Genomic DNA, 21,686 nt, shown 5'->3' with positions numbered 1-21,686 from the left:
CTTAGTTGGTCGCGGTCATCCCACCCGGCAGTGAAGCGTTGGCCACCTGGCCTGCTCCGCCCGACGGCGCGGACTGCAGCGGGTGCGCGTCAAAGTATTTACGCAGACCGTTATAAATCGCTTCGGCAATTTGCTGCTGATAGCTGTCGCTTCCCAGCAGGCGCTCTTCGGCGTTGTTGCTGATAAAGCCGGTCTCCACCAGAATTGACGGAATATCCGGCGAACGCAGCACGCCCAGGCTCGCATGTTCCGGGCGACGCTTGTGCAATGCCCCGATGCCCTGCAGCTGATTCAACACGTTAGTGGCGACATCATACCCGACGCGCTGGGAATGACCGAACTGTAAATCCAGTACCGCCTGGCTGAGGTACGGGTCTGACTGACTGTTTGCCAGCACATCACCCGCACCGCCCAGCAGTTCTGACTGTTTCTCATGCTCTTCCAGCCAGTTTGCCATCTCGCTGTTTGCCCGGCGGTTTGACAGCACCCACACAGACGCGCCCGTGGCACTGCGGTTTGGCGCAGCATCCGCATGAATAGAGACCAGGAAATTGGCATTTTGCTTACGCGCCACGTCCGAGCGCCCCATAACGGAAATAAAATAGTCGCCGTCGCGGGTCAACACGCCTTTAAACATAGGATCGTCATTCAGCAGCGCGCGCAGCTTGCGGGCAATGGCAATGGTGACGTTTTTCTCCCGCGTGCCGCCCGGGCCGATCGCACCAGGATCCTGACCACCGTGTCCGGCATCAATGGCGATAATCACTTTATCACCGCTGACCGCGCGGCGCGCACTGGCCGCCGGACGCGTTACCGTATTGCTGCTGGTTGCTGCGGTAATGCGATCGTTCTGCGATTTAAACGGATTACGCGCGGGTTCCGATGGACGCGGAGTATACACAGGCTCCTCCACGCGTTTCGCGACAACCGGTGGCGGCGGAGGCGGCGGCGGAACGTCGGCATTGATGGTAAAAACGACCGTATAGTTCGCGCCGTTTTGCTGCTTAACCGCTTTCGTTTTGCCCTTTTCGGTGAGATCCACCACCAGGCGCAATGACTGGCTGTCCTGCGGGTTACCCGAGCGGATACTTTTCACCAGGTTGTTACCGCTGAACCGAAGCGGGAGCCCCTGAATCACCCCGGTCTGTTTGATATCCAGCGCCACGCTGTGGCTGTCTGGCTGTGAAAAAGCGTATTCAGGGTCACCCATAAAGCTAAACGTGATCCGGGCCTGGCTTTCGCCGTTCGACACCTGAATATCCGAAAGGCTTGCCGCCCCGGCCTGCGCGCACAGCAGCACCGAAGCAGCCAACAGCCAACTTTTAACGCGATTTTTCATCCCGTCATCCCTACGCTTAACCGGCGAGACGCGCCAGTAAGGAACACCCTGATGAGGAAACCGCACTGATGCGAGCCTCACGCCCTTGTGCCTGGTAATCTATGTGAATTTCGACATCCGGGTCAGGTAACACACCCGCACCTTGTTGCGGCCACTCCACCAGGCAGATGGCATCATTGGCAAAATAATCACGGATCCCCATAAATTCCAGCTCCTCAGGATCCGCAAGGCGATATAAATCAAAGTGGTACACCATGAGATTGTCGAGGGTGTACGGCTCGACGAGCGTGTAGGTTGGGCTTTTCACATTCCCGTTATGCCCTAACGCCTGCAAAAAACCCCGGCTGAAAGTGGTTTTACCCGCCCCCAAATCACCATACAGATAAATGACGGTTGCCCCCTGACAGGCCTGCGCCACGCGCTTGCCGAGATCTAAAGTGGCTTGTTCATCAGGTAAAGGAATCGCTCGATTAGTCATTTTCTACGTCAATCACATCCGGGTTAACAACACGCCGTAGCGTGCAAAAAAGATCGGTGGCCAGCATACCGCGTGTCCCATATCGCGCCGCCAGTTTATCTGCCGCGACACCGTGGGCCACGCAGCCCGCACAGGCTGCATCATAAAGGGGAAGTTTCTGTCCAAGCAATGCGCCGATGATACCGGAAAGCACGTCGCCCATACCGCCGCTCGCCATGCCCGCATTTCCGGCATCAATAATGCCCAGCGCCTCGTCACTGGCAACGACGGTTCCTGCCCCTTTCAAAACGGCAACACCTCCGTAACGTTTTACCAGACGCTGAGCAGAAAGTAAGCGATCGCTTTCAATTTCTGCGACGCTGCAGTTAAGCAGGCGCGCGGCTTCGCCGGGGTGTGGCGTCAGGATGCGATTGTGACGCTTATCCGGGTTTATTGCCAGAAGGTTAAGCGCGTCGGCATCCCACAGCATCGGTTTACGAAAATTCTCGACTTTTTGCAGGGCCTGTTTACCCCATCCCTGTTGCCCAAGCCCTGGGCCAATGACCACGACATCCGCCCATTCGAGGCTTTCCTCAAGCGTCTGGGGCGTAAGCTCATGCACCATCAGCTCCGGTCGGGCTGTGATTATCGGTGCAATGTTCTCAATACGAGTGAGAATTCGCACTAAACCAGCACCGCTGCGTAATGCTGCCTCGCCGGTCATGCGAATCGCCCCTGCCGTACCGCGATCGCCACCAATAATCACCAGCCTGCCGTGGTCGCCCTTATGGGATGTCGGACGGCGCGGCGGAAACCACTCAGTCAGCTGCGATGCATCAAAACGGGCGATGCGCATTTCCTGCCCGGCTAGCCAGCCCTCCAGCCCGAGCGCGTTATGGTGTAATACGCCGACCACATCCCGTGCTTTACCGGTTAACAGACCCGGCTTCAAAGCAATGAAGGTCACGGTGTGCGCAGCCTGGATGACGGCGCCAGGCGTCGCGCCGGTTTGCGCGTTCAGGCCTGAAGGGATATCCAGCGCCACTACCGGGGCGCAATGTCTGTTGGCGTGTTCAATCAGCGCGGCAATATTCTCGCGGGGAGCACTGCGCAGCCCGGTACCCAGCAGACCATCAATAATCAGATCGACATCCTCCGGCCAGACGATATCAGGCGCATGAATCACACCACCGGCATTCAGCCATGCCTCCCGTGCTGCACTGGCCTCTTCCGGCAGGGGCTTATCACTTTCCAGCGCCAGCAGCGTAACGCGAATACCGGCAGCTACCGCAAGACGGGCAATGACGTAGCCGTCCCCGCCGTTATTGCCGTGTCCGCACAAAATCAGCCAGTGGGTGGATTGCGGCCAGGCGCTGCGGGCAACGGTAAATGCTGCTTCTCCCGCACGCTGCATCAGTTCATAAAGGGTGATCCCGAGGCTGTCTGCAGCCTCTTTTTCGGCGCACCGGAGGTCATCCGCATGCCAGATGGAATGTGGTATACTTGCGGGGTTTTTCTTCACTGTATGGTCCGTCATGTCACAGCCCCTAGATCTCAATGAGTTAGCGCAAAAAATAAAACAGTGGGGTGCTGAGCTTGGCTTCCAGAAGGTGGGTATTACCGACACCGACCTCTCCGCCAGCGAGCCAAAACTGCAGGCCTGGCTGGACAAACAATACCACGGCGAAATGGAGTGGATGGCGCGTCACGGCATGATGCGTGCCCGCCCACACGAGCTTTTACCGGGTACCTTGCGCGTCATCAGCGTACGCATGAACTATCTGCCTGCCAACGCAGCTTTTGCGCGCACGCTAAAAAATCCCTCTCTGGGTTACGTTAGCCGGTACGCCCTGGGGCGTGATTACCATAAGCTTCTGCGTAACCGTTTAAAAAAACTCGGGGAAACTATTCAGCAGCACTGTGTTTCGCTGAATTTTAGACCCTTTGTTGATTCCGCGCCTATTCTTGAGCGCCCGATCGCTGAAAAAGCCGGGCTTGGCTGGACAGGTAAGCACTCACTTATCCTTAGCCGTGACGCCGGATCGTTCTTCTTCCTTGGCGAATTGCTGATTGATTTACCGTTACCGATAGACGGCCCGGTGGAGGAAGGCTGTGGCCGGTGCGTGGCCTGCATGACCATCTGCCCGACGGGGGCTATCGTTGAGCCTTATACCGTTGATGCCCGTCGCTGCATCTCCTATCTCACTATCGAACTGGAAGGGGCCATTCCGGAGGAGTTTCGACCACTTATCGGCAACCGCATATACGGCTGCGATGACTGCCAGCTGATCTGCCCGTGGAACCGTTATTCGCAGCTTACGGATGAAGAGGATTTCAGCCCGCGTAAGGCGCTGCATGCGCCACAACTCATCGAACTGTTCGCCTGGAGCGAAGCCTGGTTCCTGAAAGTGACGGAAGGCTCGGCCATTCGTCGTATCGGTCATCTGCGCTGGCTGCGTAATGTCGCCGTCGCGCTGGGTAATGCCCCGTGGGATGAAGCGAACATTCAGGCTCTTGAAAGCCGTAGAGGTGAGCACCCACTTCTTGATGAACACATAGAATGGGCGATTGCGCAGCAGATTGAGAAGCGTAATGCCTGTGTGGTTGAGGTGCAGCTTCCGAAAAAACAGCGGCTGGTCAGGGTCATCGAAAAAGGACTTACGCGGGATGCGTGAACTATTCACAGCCTGTGTATAAAAATAAAAACTCAAGCGCCATCTGGGCTTGAGAAGAGGTCAAGTGATCTCAATAACATTTTGAAATCAAATTTTCTTCAATTTATACAATCACTTGGAAGGATATTATTCACCCTGCTAACTTTCTGCACAGTCAGGATTAAAGACGGAATCTGTGGATAACTCTGTTCACAAGAGTATTTCAGAAGAAATAGAAAACGTCCCCAACGACTCTTTTCGCTGTGGATACTTTAAATATGAAGAAGAATTTGGAGCGGGAAACGAGACTCGAACTCGCGACCCCGACCTTGGCAAGGTCGTGCTCTACCAACTGAGCTATTCCCGCTTGGGTGGTCCGTGCTCTGAAAGCACTTTCAAATTTTGGAGCGGGAAACGAGACTCGAACTCGCGACCCCGACCTTGGCAAGGTCGTGCTCTACCAACTGAGCTATTCCCGCTTGGGCAGTCTGTGCTGTGAAAGCACTTTTCAAATTTTGGAGCGGGAAACGAGACTCGAACTCGCGACCCCGACCTTGGCAAGGTCGTGCTCTACCAACTGAGCTATTCCCGCAAATCTGTACTGCTTTTGTTGCTGTCGTAACGTGTAATTCTCTGTCGTTACGGGAGGCGCATTATACGAGAAATCCTTTTAGCTGCAACCCCCCTTAAAGCGATTTTTTCGAAATTCAGTTCAAATGCTTATTAAATCGGCAAGCTGAACAATTTAACGACAAAAACCCAGCCACGCAAGGCGCCGGATCTCAAAATCACAGCTTAATAAAGTTTTCGCGGTAGTACGCAAGCTCTGCCACAGACTCACGAATATCGTCCATCGCCTGGTGCGTCCCCTGCTTTTTAAAGCCATCAAGGATTTCAGGTTTCCAGCGGCGCGCCAGCTCTTTCAGGGTACTGACATCCAGATAGCGGTAGTGGAAGTAAGACTCCAGCTCCGGCATGTACTTAAACAGGAAACGGCGATCCTGGCCAATGCTATTCCCACAGATAGGCGATTTACCTGCCGGAACCCATTGTTTCAGGAACTCAAGCGTCGCCAGTTCTGCCTCGCGATCGCCCAACGTGCTGGCCTTCACGCGATCCACCAGGCCGCTACCGGTGTGGGTGCGAACGTTCCATTCATCCATCAAAGCCAGCTGATCGTCGGACTGATGCACGGCAATCGTCGGCCCTTCGGCCAGAATATTCAGGTTGGCGTCCGTCACCAGAGTTGCAATCTCAATAATGCGATCGCGCTCGGGATCCAGCCCGGTCATTTCGAGATCGATCCAAATCAGGTTGTTTTCATCCGCGCTCATGTTATTTTCCACCCTTCTCGCATAACCGGCAGTAGCAGGTTAACTAGTATTAATTAGAGTGTATCATAGAGGTTTTGCCCCTTACGGGCGACCAGGAGCCAGCGCGATTGAGTAAAAATAAACTCTCCAAAGGGCAGCAGCGCCGCGTAAACGCCAACCACCAGCGCCGTCTTAAAACCACTTCGGAGAAGCCGGATTATGACGATAACCTGTTTGGTGAAGCGACAGAAGGCGTCGTCATCAGCCGTTTCGGTATGCATGCCGATGTGGAATCCGCCGACGGGGATATTCACCGCTGCAATATCCGTCGCACCATCCGTTCACTGGTTACCGGCGATCGCGTGGTCTGGCGTCCGGGTAAAGAGGCGGCTGAAGGGGTCACGGTTAAAGGTATCGTTGAAGCCGTGCATGAACGCACGTCAGTGCTCACCCGCCCGGATTTCTACGATGGCGTGAAGCCGATTGCCGCCAACATTAACCAGATCGTGATTGTTTCGGCGATTTTACCTGAGCTTTCGCTCAATATTATCGACCGTTACCTTGTCGCCTGCGAAACGCTGCAGGTTGAGCCGATCATTGTATTAAACAAAATCGATCTGCTGGACGACGACGGGATGGCCTTCGTCAATGAGCAGATGGATATCTATCGCAATATTGGCTATCGCGTCCTGATGGTCTCCAGCCATACCAAAGATGGTCTGAAACCGCTGGAAGAGGCGCTCACCGATCGCATCAGCATCTTTGCGGGCCAGTCCGGCGTGGGCAAATCGAGTCTGCTGAACAATTTGCTTGGCCTCCAGCAGGCGATCCTTACCAATGATGTGTCTGATGTCTCGGGTCTTGGCCAGCACACCACCACCGCATCACGCCTGTATCACTTCCCGCACGGGGGCGATGTCATCGACTCCCCGGGCGTGCGCGAGTTCGGTTTGTGGCATCTTGAACCGGAACAAATCTTCAACGGATTTGTCGAATTCCATGATTATTTAGGCGCTTGCAAGTACCGCGACTGTAAACACGATAACGACCCAGGTTGCGCTATCCGTGAAGCGGTCGAAAAAGGTGAGATTGCGGAGACCCGCTTCGAGAATTACCACCGCATTCTTGAGAGCATGGATCAGGTAAAAACGCGTAAAAACTTTTCTGATTCTGACAACTGACAACTAAGCTAAGCATCGCTAAAATCGTCCCCTTTTTTCAGGTTCCGGCGGCTTACCGCCGGATCAGGAACGACAAAACAATGGCCTGGAGGCTACCTTGTTAAACGCATTTAAACTTTCGCTTCAATACATTCTGCCAAAACTGTGGCTCACTCGCCTGGCGGGCTGGGGCGCAAGCAAACGCGCGGGCTGGCTGACCAAACTGGTCATCGACCTTTTTGTGAAGTATTACAAGGTCGACATGAAAGAGGCACAGAAGCCAGACACCGCCAGCTACCGTACCTTCAACGAGTTTTTTGTACGCCCGCTACGCGATGAAGTGCGTCCGCTGAACACCGACCCTAACGTCCTGGTGATGCCCGCTGACGGCGTGATCAGCCAGCTGGGTAATATCGAAGACGACAAAATCCTGCAGGCGAAAGGCCATAACTACAGCCTGGAAGCGCTGCTGGCGGGTAACTACCTGATGGCGGACCTGTTCCGTAACGGTACGTTTGCGACCACCTACCTGTCACCGCGCGACTATCACCGCGTACACATGCCGTGTAACGGTATCCTGCGTGAGATGATCTACGTTCCGGGCGATCTCTTCTCCGTGAACCACCTGACCGCGCAGAACGTACCGAACCTGTTTGCCCGTAACGAACGCGTCATCTGCCTGTTCGATACTGAATTTGGCCCGATGGCGCAAATTCTGGTGGGCGCGACCATTGTCGGCAGTATTGAAACCGTCTGGGCTGGCACCATCACGCCTCCGCGTGAAGGTATCATCAAACGCTGGACGTGGCCTGCCGGTGAAGCGGAAGGCTCTGTCGCCCTGCTGAAAGGTCAAGAGATGGGGCGCTTCAAGCTGGGCTCTACCGTTATCAACCTGTTTGCGCCGGGCAAAGTGAAGCTGGCTGAACAGCTTGAAAGCCTGTCGGTGACCAAACTTGGCCAGCCGCTGGCAGTCTCCACCGAAACTTTTGTGACACCCGATGCAGAACCTGCTCCGCTGTCACAACAAGAGATCAACGCCGAGCATGACGCCAGCCCGCTGGTTGACGACAAAAAAGACGAAGGCTAACAACAGAAGGATCGCTGACGTGCGCCCGATTATCGTTCTACTGATGGCCTGGTGCCTCAGCATGGGGGCGTACGCAGCGACAGCCCCCGACGCCAAACAGATAACTCAGGAACTGGAGCAGGCAAAAGCGGCCAAACCCGCTCAGCCAGAGACCGTCGAGTCGCTTCAGTCCGCACTGAACGCGCTTGAAGAGCGGAAAGGCTCTCTTGAGCGCGCTCAGCAATATCAGCAAGTTATCGACAACTTCCCCAAACTATCGCAAACATTGCGCGCGCAGCTGGCGAATCTGCGTGATGAGCCGCGCGATGTGCCAGCCAATATGACCACGGACGCCCTGAATCAGGAAATCCTGCAGGTCAGCAGCCAGCTTCTGGAGAAGAGCCGTCTGGCTCAGCAGGAGCAAGAGCGTGCACGTGAAATTGCCGACTCCCTCAGCCAGCTCCCGCAGCAGCAAACCGACGCCCGTCGCCAGCTTAATGAAGTTGAGCGCCGCGTGGGTACGCAAACTGGCAACACGCCGCAGGCGCAGGCACAAAATCTTGGTCTGCAGGCGGAATCGGCGCGTCTGAAAGCCCTGGTAGATGAACTGGAACTGGCGCAGCTGTCCGCCAATAACCGCCAGGAGCTGTCGCGGATGCGCTCGGAACTCGCACAAAAGCAGAGCGAGCAGCTGGATGCGTATCTTCAGGCCCTGCGTAATCAGCTTAATAGCCAGCGCCAGCGCGAGGCCGAACGTGCTCTCGAAAGCACCGAACTGCTGGCGGAAAACAGTGCCAACCTGCCAGCGGACATCGTCGATCAGTTTAAGGTCAACCGTGAGCTTTCTGCCGCACTGAATCAGCAGGCGCAGCGTATGGATCTGGTTGCCTCACAGCAACGTCAGGCGACCAATCAAACCCTGCAGGTGCGTCAGGCGCTCAACACCCTGCGCGAACAGTCCCAGTGGCTTGGGTCATCAAACCTGCTGGGCGAGGCGCTGCGTGCCCAGGTTGCGCGTCTGCCGGAAATGCCGAAGCCGCAGCAGCTGGATACTGAGATGGCCCAGCTACGCGTTCAGCGATTACATTTTGAGGATCTCCTCAATAAGCAGCCGCAAATTCGCCAAATCCGACAGGCGGATGGCCAGCCCCTGACCAGCGAGCAAAACCGGATTCTGGAAGCTCAGCTGCGTACCCAGCGTGAACTGCTGAACTCCCTGCTGCAGGGCGGCGATACGCTGATTCTGGAGCTGACTAAGCTCAAGGTTTCCAACAGCCAGCTGGAAGATGCGCTGAAAGAGGTCAACGAGGCAACGCACCGTTATCTTTTCTGGACATCCGACGTGCGTCCAATGACCTTCTCGTGGCCGATCGAGATCGTGCAGGATTTGCGCCGTCTGATTTCGCTGGACACCGTCAGCCAACTGGGACAGGCCAGCGTGATGATGCTGACCAGCAAAGAGACCATCTTCCCGCTGCTGGGCGCGTTGATTCTGGTGGGATTCAGCATTTACTCACGCAGGCATTTTACCCGTTTCCTGGAGCGTTCCAGCGCACGGGTGGGGAAAGTCACTCAGGACCATTTCTGGCTGACGCTGCGCACCGTGTTTTGGTCGATACTTGTCGCCTCTCCGCTGCCGGTGCTGTGGATGACGCTCGGTTACGGGCTACGGGAAGCCTGGCCCTATCCACTCGCCGTTGCCATTGGCGATGGCGTGACCGCCACGGTACCGCTGCTGTGGGTCGTGATGATCTGCGCCACCCTCGCGCGACCAAATGGCCTTTTCATTGCCCACTTTGGCTGGCCACGTAACCGCGTTGCGCGCGCCATGCGCTACTACCTGATGAGCATCGGGCTGATTGTGCCGCTGATTATGGCGCTGATCATGTTTGATAATCTCGATGACCGCGAGTTCTCAGGCTCGCTGGGCCGCCTCTGCTTTATGCTGATATGCGGTGCGCTGGCCATTGTCACGCTCAGCCTGAAACGTGCAGGGATACCGCTCTATCTGGATAAATCCGGTAGCGGCGACAACATGTTTAACCGACTGCTCTGGAACCTGCTGCTCAGTGCCCCTCTGATTGCAATGCTGGCCGCAGCAGTGGGATATCTGGCTACCTCGAAGGCGCTACTGGCGCGGCTGGAAACCTCTGTGGCGATCTGGTTCCTGCTTCTGGTGGTGTATCACGTTATCCGCCGCGGAATGCTGATCCAGCGCCGTCGTCTGGCCTTTGACCGCGCCAAGCACCGCCGGGCGGAGATCCTCGCTCAACGTGCGCGAGGTGAGGAAGAGTCAAACCATGTTAACAGCACGGAAGGCACGATAGACGCGGACGAGGTCGAACTGGACCTGGATGCCATCAGTACCCAGTCCCTGCGGCTGGTGCGTTCCATCCTGATGCTGATAGCCCTCCTGTCGGTAATCTTCCTGTGGTCGGAAATTCATTCCGCGTTTGGCTTCCTGGAGAACATCTCTCTGTGGGATGTGACGTCCACGGTGCAGGGCGTGGAAAGCCTGGAGCCGATTACCCTGGGTGCGGTGCTGATTGCCATTCTGGTGCTGATCATCACCACCCAACTGGTGCGTAACTTCCCGGCACTGCTCGAGCTGGCGCTATTGCAGCATCTGGATTTAACCCCCGGCACGGGATATGCGATTACCACCATCACCAAATACCTGATATTGCTTTTTGGTGGGATGGTCGGTTTCTCAATGATTGGTATCGAGTGGTCTAAACTGCAGTGGCTGGTCGCCGCGCTGACGTTTGGCCTGGGTTTTGGCATGCAGGAGATTTTCGCCAACTTTGTGTCCGGCCTGATCATCCTGTTTGAAAAACCGATTCGTATAGGCGATACGGTGACGATTCGCGATCTGACCGGTAGCGTAACGAAGATCAACACTCGCGCCACCACAATCAGTGACTGGGACCGTAAAGAGATCATCGTGCCTAACAAGGCGTTTATCACCGAGCAGTTTATCAACTGGTCGTTGTCAGACTCCGTCACGCGTGTGGTGTTGACAGTGCCGGCACCGTCGGATGCTAACAGTGAAGAAGTCACGCAGATCCTCTATACCGCTGCCGAACGCTGCACGCTGGTGCTCGATAACCCTGCACCGGAAGTGTTCCTGGTCGATTTACAACAGGGGATCCAGATTTTCGAGCTCCGTATCTACGCCGCCGAAATGGGGCACCGAATGCCGCTTCGCCACGAGATCCACCAGCTGATTCTGGCGGGCTTCCGCGAGCACGGTATTGATATGCCGTTCCCACCGTTCCAGATGCGTCTGGAAAGTATGGACGGACGAAAGATGGGTAAAACCCTAACCTCGGCGGCAAGAACCCGCCCGGCAGGAAGTTTGTAACTGTCTCCCCTCCCTTTCGGGAGGGGGATTTTAGCGCTATGCCACTTCCGTGACGAACGCCTGCGAGCGTCGACGGTAATTCTCGTAAATCCCCATCGCCAGCAGCGAGAAGAAGATCGGCCCACCAACCATCCACAACGCGCTGTTCCAGTCATTCGCCTCAACCACGGGCTGTATAACGGTAAAGATGTTGGCAAACGCCACGACCAGCACCACCACCGTGGTCGCCAGCAGCGTTGCCGCGCGGGTTTTGAAGATCACAAACGGACGCTCAAGATCCAGCTTCGCTTTGAAGAACGGGAACGCCAGGGTCAGGAACAGGTAGGGCAGCGTCATCGACACGTTCGCCATCAGGGTCAGCTTGTTGTAAAACGCAGACGCCGTATCGCCACCAAAAGACACCAGCAGGATGAACATGCAGACCAGCAGACACTGCATCCACATAGCGTTAGCTGGCATTCCTGCGGTGTTCAACTGCGTCATGCGTGCTGGCCACAGCGCTTTAGGCGTACCCTGAATGATCGCTTTCAGCGGCGAGTAGATCAGCGTGAAGAATGCGCCAGTATAGGCGAGGAACATCGACAGGCCGGTGATACGCGCAAACCAGACTCCCATTACCGATGCCGCCTCGGGGCTCAGGTTCATCGCCTGCCCCAGGGTCATCCCCAGGCTTTTCATTAGCACATAGGTAATGTTACCGAGGTTAGTGGTGTTATTGCTCAACACCTGTTGCCAGTTGGTGCTGACGCCCCAGAGGAAAATGGCCAGTGAATAGCCGATGGAAATCACGATAGCGGCAAAAATAATCCCTTTGGCGAAGTTCTTTTCCGGGTTCTCGGTCTTGTCGACCAGCCCGCCTACCGCTTCAATACCACCGTAAGCGAAGATGGCAAACACCACAAAGGAGAGCATAGCCAGCCCGGACTGATAACCCGGATTAGGGGATGAAACAAAATTGACCTCCTGCGCAAAATGCCCGCCGTTCAGGCACAGAATAGCGATACTCACCAGCAGCAGCACCAGGTTCAGACACATCACTGAAATACCACCAACCGCGGTGATACGGGCAATTTTGTTGATACCTTTCGACGCCACCAGCGTGACCATCACCATCCAGAAGACCGCCAGAATACCGACGACCTGCGTGGAGCTCAGCCCTGTCAGAGACCAGACCTGCGTTTTATCCGTACCAAAAAGAAACGTGGAGAACGGCACCCAGACTTTGGCCGCCGTGCTGACCATCCACACGACGTAGGATGAAAACCACATAAACGTCCCGATAAACGCGTAACGCGGGCCGATACTGTTGTTCATCCACGAATAGATACCGCCCTCTTCTTTTCGGTAAGCCGAGCCCATCTCCGCCATCATCAGCGCAAACGGGATAAAGAAGAACAGAGCAGAAACGATATAAAACGGCGTCGCGCTATAGCCCATCAGATAGAAAGCCGACGGGCTGTTAGCAAAGCCAAAAACTGACGTAAAAATCATCAGTATGAGCCCGGTAAGGGTCATTTTTTTGAGTGAGTGGGACATATAACCATCCGAAGAGGAATTAAACTGCGCGGATGGTAGCAGATGACCAGACAAATATTGTGGCTATGCGAGGCAATTTAAGAAAAAGACCCGTGTACACAGAAAATGGCAGTTTTTAATGTTGCCATGACAAAATGGAAAGGATAATTTCCACCAGAAGCGTAGGCCGGGTAAGCAATAGCGCCACCCGGCAATTCTTTACGCGCGATCGACCGTAAAGGCAATCACATCGCCCAGTTGCTCTGCGCCAAGAGCCAGCATTACCAGACGGTCAACACCCAGCGCTACGCCTGAGCAGTCCGGCAGACCGGCTTTTAACGCTTCCAGCAGGTTGTTATCAATTGGCTGCTGCGGCAGACCACGCGCGCCGCGCTTGCGGTTATCCTGCTCAAAACGCTGCTGCTGTTCACGCGCGTCGGTCAGTTCGTGGAAACCGTTCGCCAGCTCAATGCCTTTGTAATAGACCTCAAAACGCTCCGCCACGCGGTGATCTTCGGTGCTGATCTGCGCCAGTGACGCCTGGCTTGCCGGGAAATGGTAAACGAAGGTCGGGCGATCTTTGCCAATCAGCGGTTCAACACCAAAAGTGAACAGCAGTTGCAGCAGCGTGTCGCGATCCTCTTCGGTATCCGCCACGTTGCTCAGATCCAGTTTTGCCGCCACTTCGCGCAGCTGGGCCTTGTCCGCCGACAGCGGATCGATTTCCAGATGGCGCTGGAAAGCCTGCTGATAAGAGAGCGTTTCTGCTTCTGAACACTCCAGTACCTGCTGCAGCAGATCGTCCACCTCATTCATCAGGCGGTACATATCATAATGCGGGCGGTACCACTCCAGCATGGTGAATTCCGGGTTATGGTGACGACCCATCTCTTCATTTCGGAAACTGCGGCACAGCTGATACACCGGACCACACCCCGCCGCCAGCAGGCGTTTCATGTGGTATTCCGGGCTGGTCATCAGATACAGATTCATGCCCTGAGAGTGGCCAGGACCAACAAAACGGGTTTCAAACGGGACCAGATGAATATCCGTCACCGTTGCCTGACTCATGCACGGGGTTTCCACCTCCAGGACGCCGCGGTCGGCAAAGAAACGACGGATCTCCGTCATAATTGCAGCGCGTTTTAACAGATTTGGGATGGATGCGCTCGGCTGCCAGGTGGCCGTTTCGCTCATGAGTTTTTCTCCGATTTCAGACAAGGGCACGAAGTCTACTCGTTAGCAGGGACAGAGACAAATTTTGCGCAGTAAAAAAGCGCATTTCATTTAGGTTGATTATTTCGTGACGTAATTCATCAATCACCATGATAAATCACCGCACAGAACAGCAAAAAAATCGAACACGTCAAATTTCCCTGACATCTACACGGTTATACTCTTTTACCCATAAAGGAGCAGTGGAAACGCTTTCGCAATCGTCCCTTTGGGCGGGTGAACTACCTTTAGTTTGTCGCGTTGCGAAATAACAAAAATCTGGAGGAATGTCGTGCAAACTTTTCAAGCCGATCTTGCCGTAATTGGCGCTGGCGGGGCTGGATTACGTGCTGCGATTGCTGCAGCGCAGGCTAATCCAAACGCTAAAATCGCACTGATTTCAAAAGTCTATCCGATGCGCAGCCACACGGTTGCCGCAGAAGGAGGGTCCGCCGCCGTTGCGCAGGATCATGACAGCTTTGAATACCATTTCCACGACACGGTTGCAGGGGGCGACTGGCTTTGCGAACAGGATGTCGTTGACTACTTTGTCCACCATTGTCCAACGGAGATGACCCAGCTTGAGCAGTGGGGATGCCCGTGGAGCCGCCGTCCGGACGGCAGCGTCAACGTCCGCCGCTTCGGCGGAATGAAGATTGAACGCACCTGGTTCGCCGCCGATAAGACCGGCTTCCACATGTTGCATACCCTGTTCCAGACCTCCCTTCAGTTCCCACAAATTCAGCGCTTTGATGAACATTTCGTCCTCGATATCCTGGTTGATGACGGGCATGCGCGCGGCCTGGTGGCAATGAACATGATGGAAGGCACGCTCGTTCAGATCCGCGCTAACGCGGTGGTGATGGCAACGGGCGGCGCGGGACGCGTGTACCGCTACAACACCAACGGCGGCATCGTTACCGGTGACGGCATGGGCATGGCGCTCAGCCACGGCGTGCCGCTGCGTGATATGGAGTTTGTGCAGTATCACCCAACCGGTCTGCCAGGGTCCGGCATTTTGATGACGGAAGGCTGCCGCGGTGAAGGCGGTATTCTGGTCAACAAAAACGGCTACCGCTATCTGCAGGATTACGGTATGGGTCCGGAAACGCCGCTTGGCGAGCCGAAGAACAAATACATGGAACTCGGCCCGCGCGACAAAGTTTCTCAGGCCTTCTGGCACGAGTGGCGCAAAGGCAACACCATCTCAACGCCGCGCGGCGACGTGGTTTACCTTGACCTGCGTCACCTGGGCGAGAAGAAACTGCTGGAACGTCTGCCGTTTATCTGTGAGCTGGCGAAAGCCTATGTGGGCGTCGACCCGGTGAAAGAGCCGATTCCGGTTCGCCCAACTGCACACTACACCATGGGCGGTATCGAAACCGATCAGCAGTGCGAAACCCGTATTCAGGGCCTGTTTGCGGTGGGCGAATGTTCCTCTGTGGGTCTGCACGGCGCCAACCGTCTGGGATCTAACTCGCTGGCAGAGCTGGTGGTCTTTGGCCGCATGGCGGGCGAACGCGCAATGGAGCGTGCCGCAACCGCAGGCGAAGCTAACGGTGCCGCGCTGGATGCGCAGGTCGCAGACGTTGAAAAACGCCTGAAAGACCTGGTGAACCAGGAAGGTAACGAGAACTGGTCGAAGATCCGCGATGAAATGGGTCTGTCGATGGAAGAAGGCTGCGGTATCTACCGTACCCCTGAGCTGATGCAGAAAACCGTCGACAAGCTGGCGGAGCTGCAGGAGCGCTTCAAGCGCGTGCGCATCACCGACACCTCCAGCGTCTTCAATACCGACCTGCTCTATACCATTGAGCTGGGCCACGGCCTGAACGTCGCGGAATGTATGGCGCACTCTGCGCTGGCGCGTAAAGAGTCGCGTGGGGCACACCAGCGTCTGGACGAAGGCTGCACCGAGCGTGACGACGTCAATTTCCTGAAACACACTCTCGCCTGGCGCGATGCGGATGGCACAACGCGCCTGGACTACAGCGACGTGAAAATCACCACGCTGCCGCCGGCTAAACGCGTGTACGGCGCAGAAGCAGAAGCCGCCGAGAAGAAGGAGAAGGCGAATGGCTGAGATGCAAAAACTGAAAGTTGAAGTGGTGCGCTACAATCCGGAAGTGGATACCGCCCCCCACAGCGCTTTCTATGAAGTGCCTTATGACGAGCAAACCTCCCTGCTGGATGCGCTCGGCTATATCAAAGATAACCTGGCACCGGACCTGAGCTACCGCTGGTCATGCCGCATGGCAATCTGCGGCTCCTGCGGCATGATGGTCAACAAAGTGCCGAAGCTGGCATGCAAAACCTTCCTGCGCGATTACACCAAAGGCATCAAGGTTGAAGCATTGGGTAATTTCCCAATCGAGCGCGATCTGGTGGTCGATATGACGCACTTTATCGAAAGTCTGGAAGCGATTAAGCCGTACATCATTGGCAACCCGCGTACCCCGGATCAGGGACCCAATACCCAGACGCCAGCGCAGATGGCGAAATACCATCAGTTCTCCGGCTGCATCAACTGCGGCCTGTGCTACGCCGCTTGTCCCCAGTTTGGCCTGAACCCTGAGTTCATCGGCCCGGCCGCCATTACCCTGGCGCACCGCTATAACGAGGACAGCCGCGACCACGGTAAAAAAGAACGCATGGCGCAGCTTAACAGCCAGAACGGCGTCTGGACCTGTACCTTTGTGGGTTATTGCTCCGAAGTCTGTCCGAAGCATGTCGACCCTGCCGCCGCAATTCAGCAGGGTAAAGTGGAAAGCTCGAAAGACTTTCTTATCGCTACCCTGAAACCACGCTAAGGAGTGCATGATGACGACTAAACGCAAAGCCTATGTGCGGCCAGTGCCGTCCACCTGGTGGAAAAACCTGCCGTTTTATCGCTTCTACATGCTGCGTGAAGGCACGGCGGTACCGGCGGTCTGGTTCAGCCTTGAGCTGATGTATGGCGTTTTTGCCCTCAAGCACGGGCCGGAAACCTGGGCGAACTTTGTCGGTTTCCTGCAAAACCCCATCATTGTAATTCTGAACCTGATCGTGCTCGCGGCAGCGCTGCTTCATACCAAAACCTGGTTTGAACTGGCGCCAAAAGCGGCAAACATCATCGTAAAAGGCGAGAAAATGGGGCCAGAGCCGGTGATTAAAGGGCTATGGGGAGTGACGATCCTGGTCACTGTGGTCATTCTGTTTGTCGCACTGTTCTGGTAAGGAGACGACTGTGATTAATCCAAATCCAAAACGTTCAGACGAGCCGGTCTTCTGGGGCCTGTTTGGCGCAGGCGGCATGTGGAGCGCCATCATCGCGCCGGTGATCATTCTGCTGGTCGGGATTATGCTGCCGCTGGGGTTATTCCCGGGCGATGCGCTGAGCTACGAACGCGTGCTGGCGTTTGCGAGCAGCTTTATTGGTCGGGTATTCATCTTCCTGATGATCGTCCTGCCGCTGTGGTGTGGCCTGCACCGTATTCACCATGCGATGCATGACCTGAAAATCCATGTACCGAGCGGTAAATGGGTATTCTACGGTCTGGCGGCCATCCTGACCGTGGTGACGCTGATTGCCGTGGTCACTATCTGATACATCTGGCCCGCCCTCCGGCGGGCCTTTTATTTCTGCATTTTTCCCACCAGCCATTGAGCAAACTCATGCATTGCGGGGGTTTCAGCCCTCGACTGTAATCGCGTGAGCCAGTAACTCCCCAGGTCAATCCGGGTGGCAAACGGCTGCACGATACGCTCGCTATTGAGCAGATGGGTAAACATATCCACAGGTGCTATGGCGATGCCCACACCTGCCTGCGCGGCTTCCAGCATGGTCACGGACGAATCAAAGACCATCACCCGATGCGTGGGTGACGGGGGATGTTCACCTGCCGCCTGCATCCACGCCGACCATTCGTCGCGTCGGTAGGAGCGCAGCAGGGTAAACTTCAGAATGTCGGCCGGAGACTGGAGCCCGAGAGCAATATCGGGTGAGCAAAGCGGGGACAGCGGTGCAGAACACAGGAACTGCGCTTCAGTGCCATGCCACGCCCCGCCACCGTAGCGAATCGTATAATCCAGCCCTTCCGCCGCGGGATCGACGCGGTTGTTATGGGTCGAAAGATGAAGATCGATATGCGGATAGCAGCGACGAAAGTCCGCGAGCTGCGAGAATAAAACACCGGTAGCAAAGGTGCCGACCACACCCACTTTTAGCTTCTCCTGGGCGCGATGACTGGCAAAGCGATCCAGCATTCCGGCGATCCGATCGAATGAATCATTCAACACCGGCAGCAAATTTTCACCTTCCGTGGTCAGCATCAGCCCGCGCGAAACGCGGACAAACAGCTGACAATTCAGATGCTGCTCCAGCGCTTTAACGTGCTGGCTGATGGCAGAGTGGGTCACGTTCAGCTCTATCGCAGCATGCGTAAAACTGAGGTGTCTGGCGGCAGCTTCGAAAGCGCGAAGCGAATTAAGCGGGAGATAGCTGCGGGTCATCATTACATCCTTTAGAAAAATTAACAGCTAATGCTAAATTTAACCGTTTGTCAGCCACAGTCAAATCCAACAGACTACTGAGGTCTGACGGGCCCGGACACTCCCTTGAACCGCTATTACGGAAGATAACTGATGAAGACAAAATCCCTTTTCTGTGCCCTGCTGCTCAGCACCTCCTGCTCTGTTCTCGCCGCGCCGATGTCAGAGAAACAGCTGTCTGACGTGGTGGAACGTACCGTTACCCCCCTGATGAAAGCGCAAGCCATTCCGGGCATGGCGGTAGCGGTGATTTATCAGGGTCAGCCGCACTACTTTACCTTCGGAAAGGCCGATGTTGCTGCGAACAAACCTGTCACCCCGCAAACCCTGTTTGAGCTGGGCTCTATAAGTAAAACCTTCACCGGCGTATTAGGTGGCGATGCGATTGCGCGCGGAGAAATATCGCTGGGCGACCCCGTGACAAAGTACTGGCCCGAGCTAACAGGCAAGCAGTGGCAGGGTATTCGCATGTTGGATCTGGCGACCTACACCGCGGGTGGCCTGCCGCTACAGGTGCCGGATGAGGTCACGGATAACGCCTCCCTGCTGCGTTTCTATCAACACTGGCAACCTCAGTGGAAACCAGGCACAACGCGTCTTTATGCGAACGCCAGCATCGGGCTTTTTGGCGCCCTCGCGGTTAAACCCTCCGGTATGAGCTTTGAACAGGCCATGACGAAGCGGGTCTTCAAGCCACTCAAACTGGACCATACATGGATTAACGTTCCGAAAGAAGAAGAGGCGCATTACGCCTGGGGATACCGTGATGGTAAAGCAATCCACGTTTCACCGGGAATGCTGGATGCCGAAGCGTATGGTGTCAAAACCAACATCCAGGATATGGCGAGCTGGCTGAAGGCCAACATGAACCCTGACGCCCTTCCGGATTCAACGTTGAAACAGGGTATTGCCCTGGCACAGTCTCGCTACTGGCGCGTGGGTGCCATGTATCAGGGTCTGGGCTGGGAGATGCTCAACTGGCCGGTAGAAGCCAAAACCGTCGTGGAGGGCAGCGATAACAAGGTGGCTCTTGCACCGTTACCGGTGGCAGAAGTGAACCCTCCAGTTCCGCCAGTAAAAGCATCATGGGTACATAAAACAGGCTCGACGGGTGGATTCGGCAGCTATGTCGCATTTATTCCTGAAAAGGAACTCGGCATTGTTATGCTGGCGAACAAGAGCTACCCGAACCCGGCGCGCGTGGAAGCGGCATACCGTATTCTGAGCGCTCTGCAGTAAAACCTTGCCGGGTGGTGCTAACGCCCACCCGGCCTGCAAAATTCCCGCATTTTCCCTGCTGTCATCTACACTTAACAAAAAACAGTAAGGAAACTCCTATGCGCATTCTGCCTGTTATCGCCGCGGTGACAGCCGCGTTTTTAGTGGTTGCCTGCAGTTCCCCTACCCCACCTCCTGGTGTCACTGTCGTCACGCCTTTTGACGCACAACGCTTTCTCGGAACATGGTATGAAATCGCCCGCCTCGACCATCGGTTCGAACAGGGTTTAGAGAAGGTGACTGCACATTACAGCACGATGGAGGATGGGGGTATTCAGGTTATCAACCGGGGCTATAACCCCGATCGGCAGATGTGGCAGCAGTCTGTCGGGAAAGCATACTTCACCGGCGACCCGCGACGGGCCGCGCTCAAAGTCTCTTTCATTGGCCCCTTCTATGGCGGCTATAACGTGATAGCGCTCGACAGAGAGTACCGTCACGCACTGGTCTGCGGGCCGGATCGCAACTATCTGTGGATTCTTTCCCGCACGCCAACCATTTCGTCGGAGATGAAACAGCAGATGCTGGATGTCGCGACCCGGAAAGGGTTTGATGTGTCGAAACTCATCTGGGTTAAACAGCCCCACTAATGGGTGCTGAGCTTCAGTCCAATGATACCGGCCACAATCAGGGCGAGGCTGGCGATACGCGCCAGGCTCGCTGACTCACCCAGCAACAGAATGCCGGTAATTGCAGCCCCCACGGCACCAATCCCCGTCCAGACAGCATAGGCTGTTCCCACGGGCAGGGAACGCATCGCCCATGAGAGCAGAACAATACTCACAATCATCGCAGAAACGGTAATGACGCTGGGCGTCAGGCGGGTAAAACCGTGGGTGTACTTAAGACCAATCGCCCATACCACTTCGAGCAGGCCGGCAATAAAAAGAATAATCCAGGACATCTCAGGCTCCTTAACTTAAATAAGTTGGGGCCGTCCCCGATGAAGAAAGCGCTTACGGGTCGTCCCGCAAGGCAGATAACGCCTCATATTTTGGTTAACGTGCGATTTTTTTTCAATCATTTTCTGCTGCCCCCCTTAAGGCCAGAAATAGCCGCAGTAAGGCGCGCAGTTCAGGCATTTATTACTCATCGGACTTCTCTATGATGATGTGCTTTCTGATGGCAGGAAGCCAAACCACTAGCCGACTGCGAATAAAATATGTTCAAAATACTTTTGATTGACCGTTGTCACTTTACCCGCGCGGGGTTTGAAGCATGGCTCAATCATTCCGGTTTATTCCCGGGACATTACGTTGTGACCGGGCTGAACAATCTTTTCCTCGCCAGAGAGCACATTCTGCAATGGAAACCCTCACTGGTTATCGCTGACCTGCATGGTTTCAGGCAGGATACTCCCCATTTCCAGCAATTCTCTTCCTTACTGAATGCCAGCGAAAAACTCCCCTTTATTATGTTGCAATCGGGAGAGGACAGAGACATGACGGCCTGGCTGGAGAACTTCCCTGTCTGGTCTTCACTCATGAAAAATGCCCGTCTTGAGGAACTCGCCACGGTTATTAATGACGCGTTAATTTCGGGCTCAGACACGCACAGACCAACAGTGGCCACGCCGTTGCTGACCCGCCAGGAGGAGAAAGTGCTGACAATGTGGATGGACGGCGCAAGCAATCAAAAAATTGCCGCTCACCTGAGTATCAATGGGAAAACGGTATATACCTACAAGCGAAATATCCGCATGAAGCTGCATATGGACACGCGCTTTTCCCCGTTTTTATCTCCGCAGGGTACAGAAAACTGACGGTACGAAACCCTTCTGGTTCCGTACCGTTAA

Annotated in this window: 19 protein-coding genes and 3 tRNA genes; 11 read left to right on the top strand and 11 right to left on the bottom strand. The window is 55.4% G+C overall.

Annotated features, from left to right (window positions below; genetic code table 11):
- Nucleotide 1 precedes the first annotated feature (1 nt).
- Genes amiB through nnr form a run of 3 tightly spaced genes read right to left on the bottom strand, consistent with a single transcriptional unit; the run spans nucleotide 2 to nucleotide 3,333 of the window.
- Nucleotides 2–1,339, bottom strand: coding sequence for an N-acetylmuramoyl-L-alanine amidase AmiB (gene amiB, locus ACMGGM_RS15340; RefSeq protein ID WP_045268842.1), 1,338 nt, complete (start codon nucleotides 1,337–1,339; stop codon nucleotides 2–4).
- A 16-nt stretch (nucleotides 1,340–1,355) separates the two neighbouring features.
- Complete coding sequence (gene tsaE, locus ACMGGM_RS15335) at nucleotides 1,356–1,817, bottom strand: tRNA (adenosine(37)-N6)-threonylcarbamoyltransferase complex ATPase subunit type 1 TsaE (protein WP_014882224.1); 462 nt, start codon at nucleotides 1,815–1,817, stop codon at nucleotides 1,356–1,358.
- Entirely contained in the window at nucleotides 1,810–3,333 is a 1,524-nt protein-coding gene (gene nnr / locus ACMGGM_RS15330; protein ID WP_045268841.1) for a bifunctional ADP-dependent NAD(P)H-hydrate dehydratase/NAD(P)H-hydrate epimerase, read from the bottom strand. The genes tsaE and nnr overlap by 8 nt, the downstream gene beginning before the upstream one ends.
- On the opposite strand from nnr, the gene queG reads away from it, so the two are divergent.
- Nucleotides 3,332–4,471, top strand: a complete 1,140-nt coding sequence (gene queG, locus ACMGGM_RS15325; protein WP_014882222.1) for a tRNA epoxyqueuosine(34) reductase QueG — start codon at nucleotides 3,332–3,334, stop codon at nucleotides 4,469–4,471. The genes nnr and queG overlap by 2 nt on opposite strands.
- A gap of 270 nt (nucleotides 4,472–4,741) precedes the next feature.
- On the opposite strand, the gene ACMGGM_RS15320 is transcribed toward queG, so the two are convergent.
- The 4 genes from ACMGGM_RS15320 to orn all read right to left on the bottom strand — a co-directional run bounded on the left by ACMGGM_RS15320 (nucleotide 4,742) and on the right by orn (nucleotide 5,784).
- Nucleotides 4,742–4,817, bottom strand: a tRNA-Gly gene (locus tag ACMGGM_RS15320).
- Nucleotides 4,818–4,853: 36 nt separating this feature from the next.
- Nucleotides 4,854–4,929 (bottom strand) — tRNA-Gly (locus ACMGGM_RS15315).
- A gap of 37 nt (nucleotides 4,930–4,966) precedes the next feature.
- A tRNA-Gly gene (locus ACMGGM_RS15310) sits at nucleotides 4,967–5,042 on the bottom strand.
- Nucleotides 5,043–5,238: 196 nt separating this feature from the next.
- Nucleotides 5,239–5,784: an oligoribonuclease gene (orn, locus tag ACMGGM_RS15305; protein WP_014882221.1), complete on the bottom strand. Its 546-nt coding sequence runs from the start codon at nucleotides 5,782–5,784 to the stop codon at nucleotides 5,239–5,241.
- Between the two features lie 107 nt (nucleotides 5,785–5,891).
- Between orn and rsgA the strand changes: the two genes are divergently transcribed.
- From rsgA to mscM, 3 genes are all read left to right on the top strand, one after another.
- Entirely contained in the window at nucleotides 5,892–6,944 is a 1,053-nt protein-coding gene (gene rsgA, locus ACMGGM_RS15300) for a small ribosomal subunit biogenesis GTPase RsgA (protein ID WP_014882220.1), read from the top strand.
- Nucleotides 6,945–7,041: 97 nt separating this feature from the next.
- Nucleotides 7,042–8,010 (top strand): archaetidylserine decarboxylase, encoded by a 969-nt coding sequence (gene asd / locus ACMGGM_RS15295; RefSeq protein WP_045282248.1) that lies wholly within the window; start codon nucleotides 7,042–7,044, stop codon nucleotides 8,008–8,010.
- Between the two features lie 19 nt (nucleotides 8,011–8,029).
- A complete protein-coding gene (gene mscM, locus ACMGGM_RS15290; protein WP_049011341.1) occupies nucleotides 8,030–11,353 on the top strand; it encodes a miniconductance mechanosensitive channel MscM in 3,324 nt (1,107 codons plus the stop codon).
- A 36-nt stretch (nucleotides 11,354–11,389) separates the two neighbouring features.
- Here the strand turns inward: mscM and yjeM are convergent, their stop codons facing one another.
- Together yjeM and epmA are read right to left on the bottom strand one after the other, a co-directional pair.
- Nucleotides 11,390–12,889: a glutamate/gamma-aminobutyrate family transporter YjeM gene (gene yjeM, locus ACMGGM_RS15285; RefSeq protein WP_063943831.1), complete on the bottom strand. Its 1,500-nt coding sequence runs from the start codon at nucleotides 12,887–12,889 to the stop codon at nucleotides 11,390–11,392.
- Between the two features lie 198 nt (nucleotides 12,890–13,087).
- The gene (gene epmA, locus ACMGGM_RS15280) at nucleotides 13,088–14,065 is read right to left on the bottom strand and encodes an elongation factor P--(R)-beta-lysine ligase (RefSeq protein ID WP_014882216.1); all 978 of its coding nucleotides are present in this window, start codon (nucleotides 14,063–14,065) and stop codon (nucleotides 13,088–13,090) included.
- 310 nt (nucleotides 14,066–14,375) lie between these two features.
- Here epmA and frdA point away from each other — a divergent pair, with 310 nt between their 5' ends.
- Genes frdA through frdD form a run of 4 tightly spaced genes read left to right on the top strand, consistent with a single transcriptional unit; the run spans nucleotide 14,376 to nucleotide 17,669 of the window.
- Nucleotides 14,376–16,166 (top strand): fumarate reductase (quinol) flavoprotein subunit, encoded by a 1,791-nt coding sequence (frdA, locus tag ACMGGM_RS15275; RefSeq protein WP_014882215.1) that lies wholly within the window; start codon nucleotides 14,376–14,378, stop codon nucleotides 16,164–16,166.
- On the top strand, nucleotides 16,159–16,893 hold the full coding sequence (frdB, locus tag ACMGGM_RS15270; RefSeq protein ID WP_014882214.1) for a fumarate reductase iron-sulfur protein: 735 nt from the start codon (nucleotides 16,159–16,161) through the stop codon (nucleotides 16,891–16,893). The genes frdA and frdB overlap by 8 nt, the downstream gene beginning before the upstream one ends.
- Before the next feature lie 10 nt (nucleotides 16,894–16,903).
- Nucleotides 16,904–17,299, top strand: coding sequence for a fumarate reductase subunit FrdC (gene frdC / locus ACMGGM_RS15265; RefSeq protein WP_014882213.1), 396 nt, complete (start codon nucleotides 16,904–16,906; stop codon nucleotides 17,297–17,299).
- A 10-nt stretch (nucleotides 17,300–17,309) separates the two neighbouring features.
- Entirely contained in the window at nucleotides 17,310–17,669 is a 360-nt protein-coding gene (gene frdD / locus ACMGGM_RS15260) for a fumarate reductase subunit FrdD (protein ID WP_045134431.1), read from the top strand.
- A gap of 29 nt (nucleotides 17,670–17,698) precedes the next feature.
- On the opposite strand, the gene ampR is transcribed toward frdD, so the two are convergent.
- Nucleotides 17,699–18,574 (bottom strand): LysR family transcriptional regulator AmpR, encoded by an 876-nt coding sequence (gene ampR / locus ACMGGM_RS15255; RefSeq protein WP_014882212.1) that lies wholly within the window; start codon nucleotides 18,572–18,574, stop codon nucleotides 17,699–17,701.
- A gap of 132 nt (nucleotides 18,575–18,706) precedes the next feature.
- Here ampR and ACMGGM_RS15250 point away from each other — a divergent pair, with 132 nt between their 5' ends.
- Entirely contained in the window at nucleotides 18,707–19,852 is a 1,146-nt protein-coding gene (locus ACMGGM_RS15250) for a cephalosporin-hydrolyzing class C beta-lactamase ACT-103 (RefSeq protein ID WP_063943829.1), read from the top strand.
- Between the two features lie 98 nt (nucleotides 19,853–19,950).
- The gene (locus tag ACMGGM_RS15245) at nucleotides 19,951–20,481 is read left to right on the top strand and encodes a lipocalin family protein (protein ID WP_063943827.1); all 531 of its coding nucleotides are present in this window, start codon (nucleotides 19,951–19,953) and stop codon (nucleotides 20,479–20,481) included.
- On the opposite strand, the gene sugE is transcribed toward ACMGGM_RS15245, so the two are convergent.
- Nucleotides 20,478–20,795: a quaternary ammonium compound efflux SMR transporter SugE gene (sugE, locus tag ACMGGM_RS15240; protein ID WP_014882209.1), complete on the bottom strand. Its 318-nt coding sequence runs from the start codon at nucleotides 20,793–20,795 to the stop codon at nucleotides 20,478–20,480. The genes ACMGGM_RS15245 and sugE overlap by 4 nt on opposite strands.
- Before the next feature lie 258 nt (nucleotides 20,796–21,053).
- On the opposite strand from sugE, the gene ACMGGM_RS15235 reads away from it, so the two are divergent.
- A complete protein-coding gene (locus ACMGGM_RS15235) occupies nucleotides 21,054–21,653 on the top strand; it encodes a response regulator transcription factor (RefSeq protein WP_045134434.1) in 600 nt (199 codons plus the stop codon).
- Nucleotides 21,654–21,686: the final 33 nt, after the last annotated feature.

The organism is Enterobacter sp. BNK-14, from assembly GCF_047456095.1.
Classification (GTDB): Bacteria; Pseudomonadota; Gammaproteobacteria; order Enterobacterales; family Enterobacteriaceae; genus Enterobacter; species Enterobacter kobei.
Note: the sequence above shows the minus strand (reverse complement) of the source record. Positions and strands in the feature narration are given on the sequence as shown.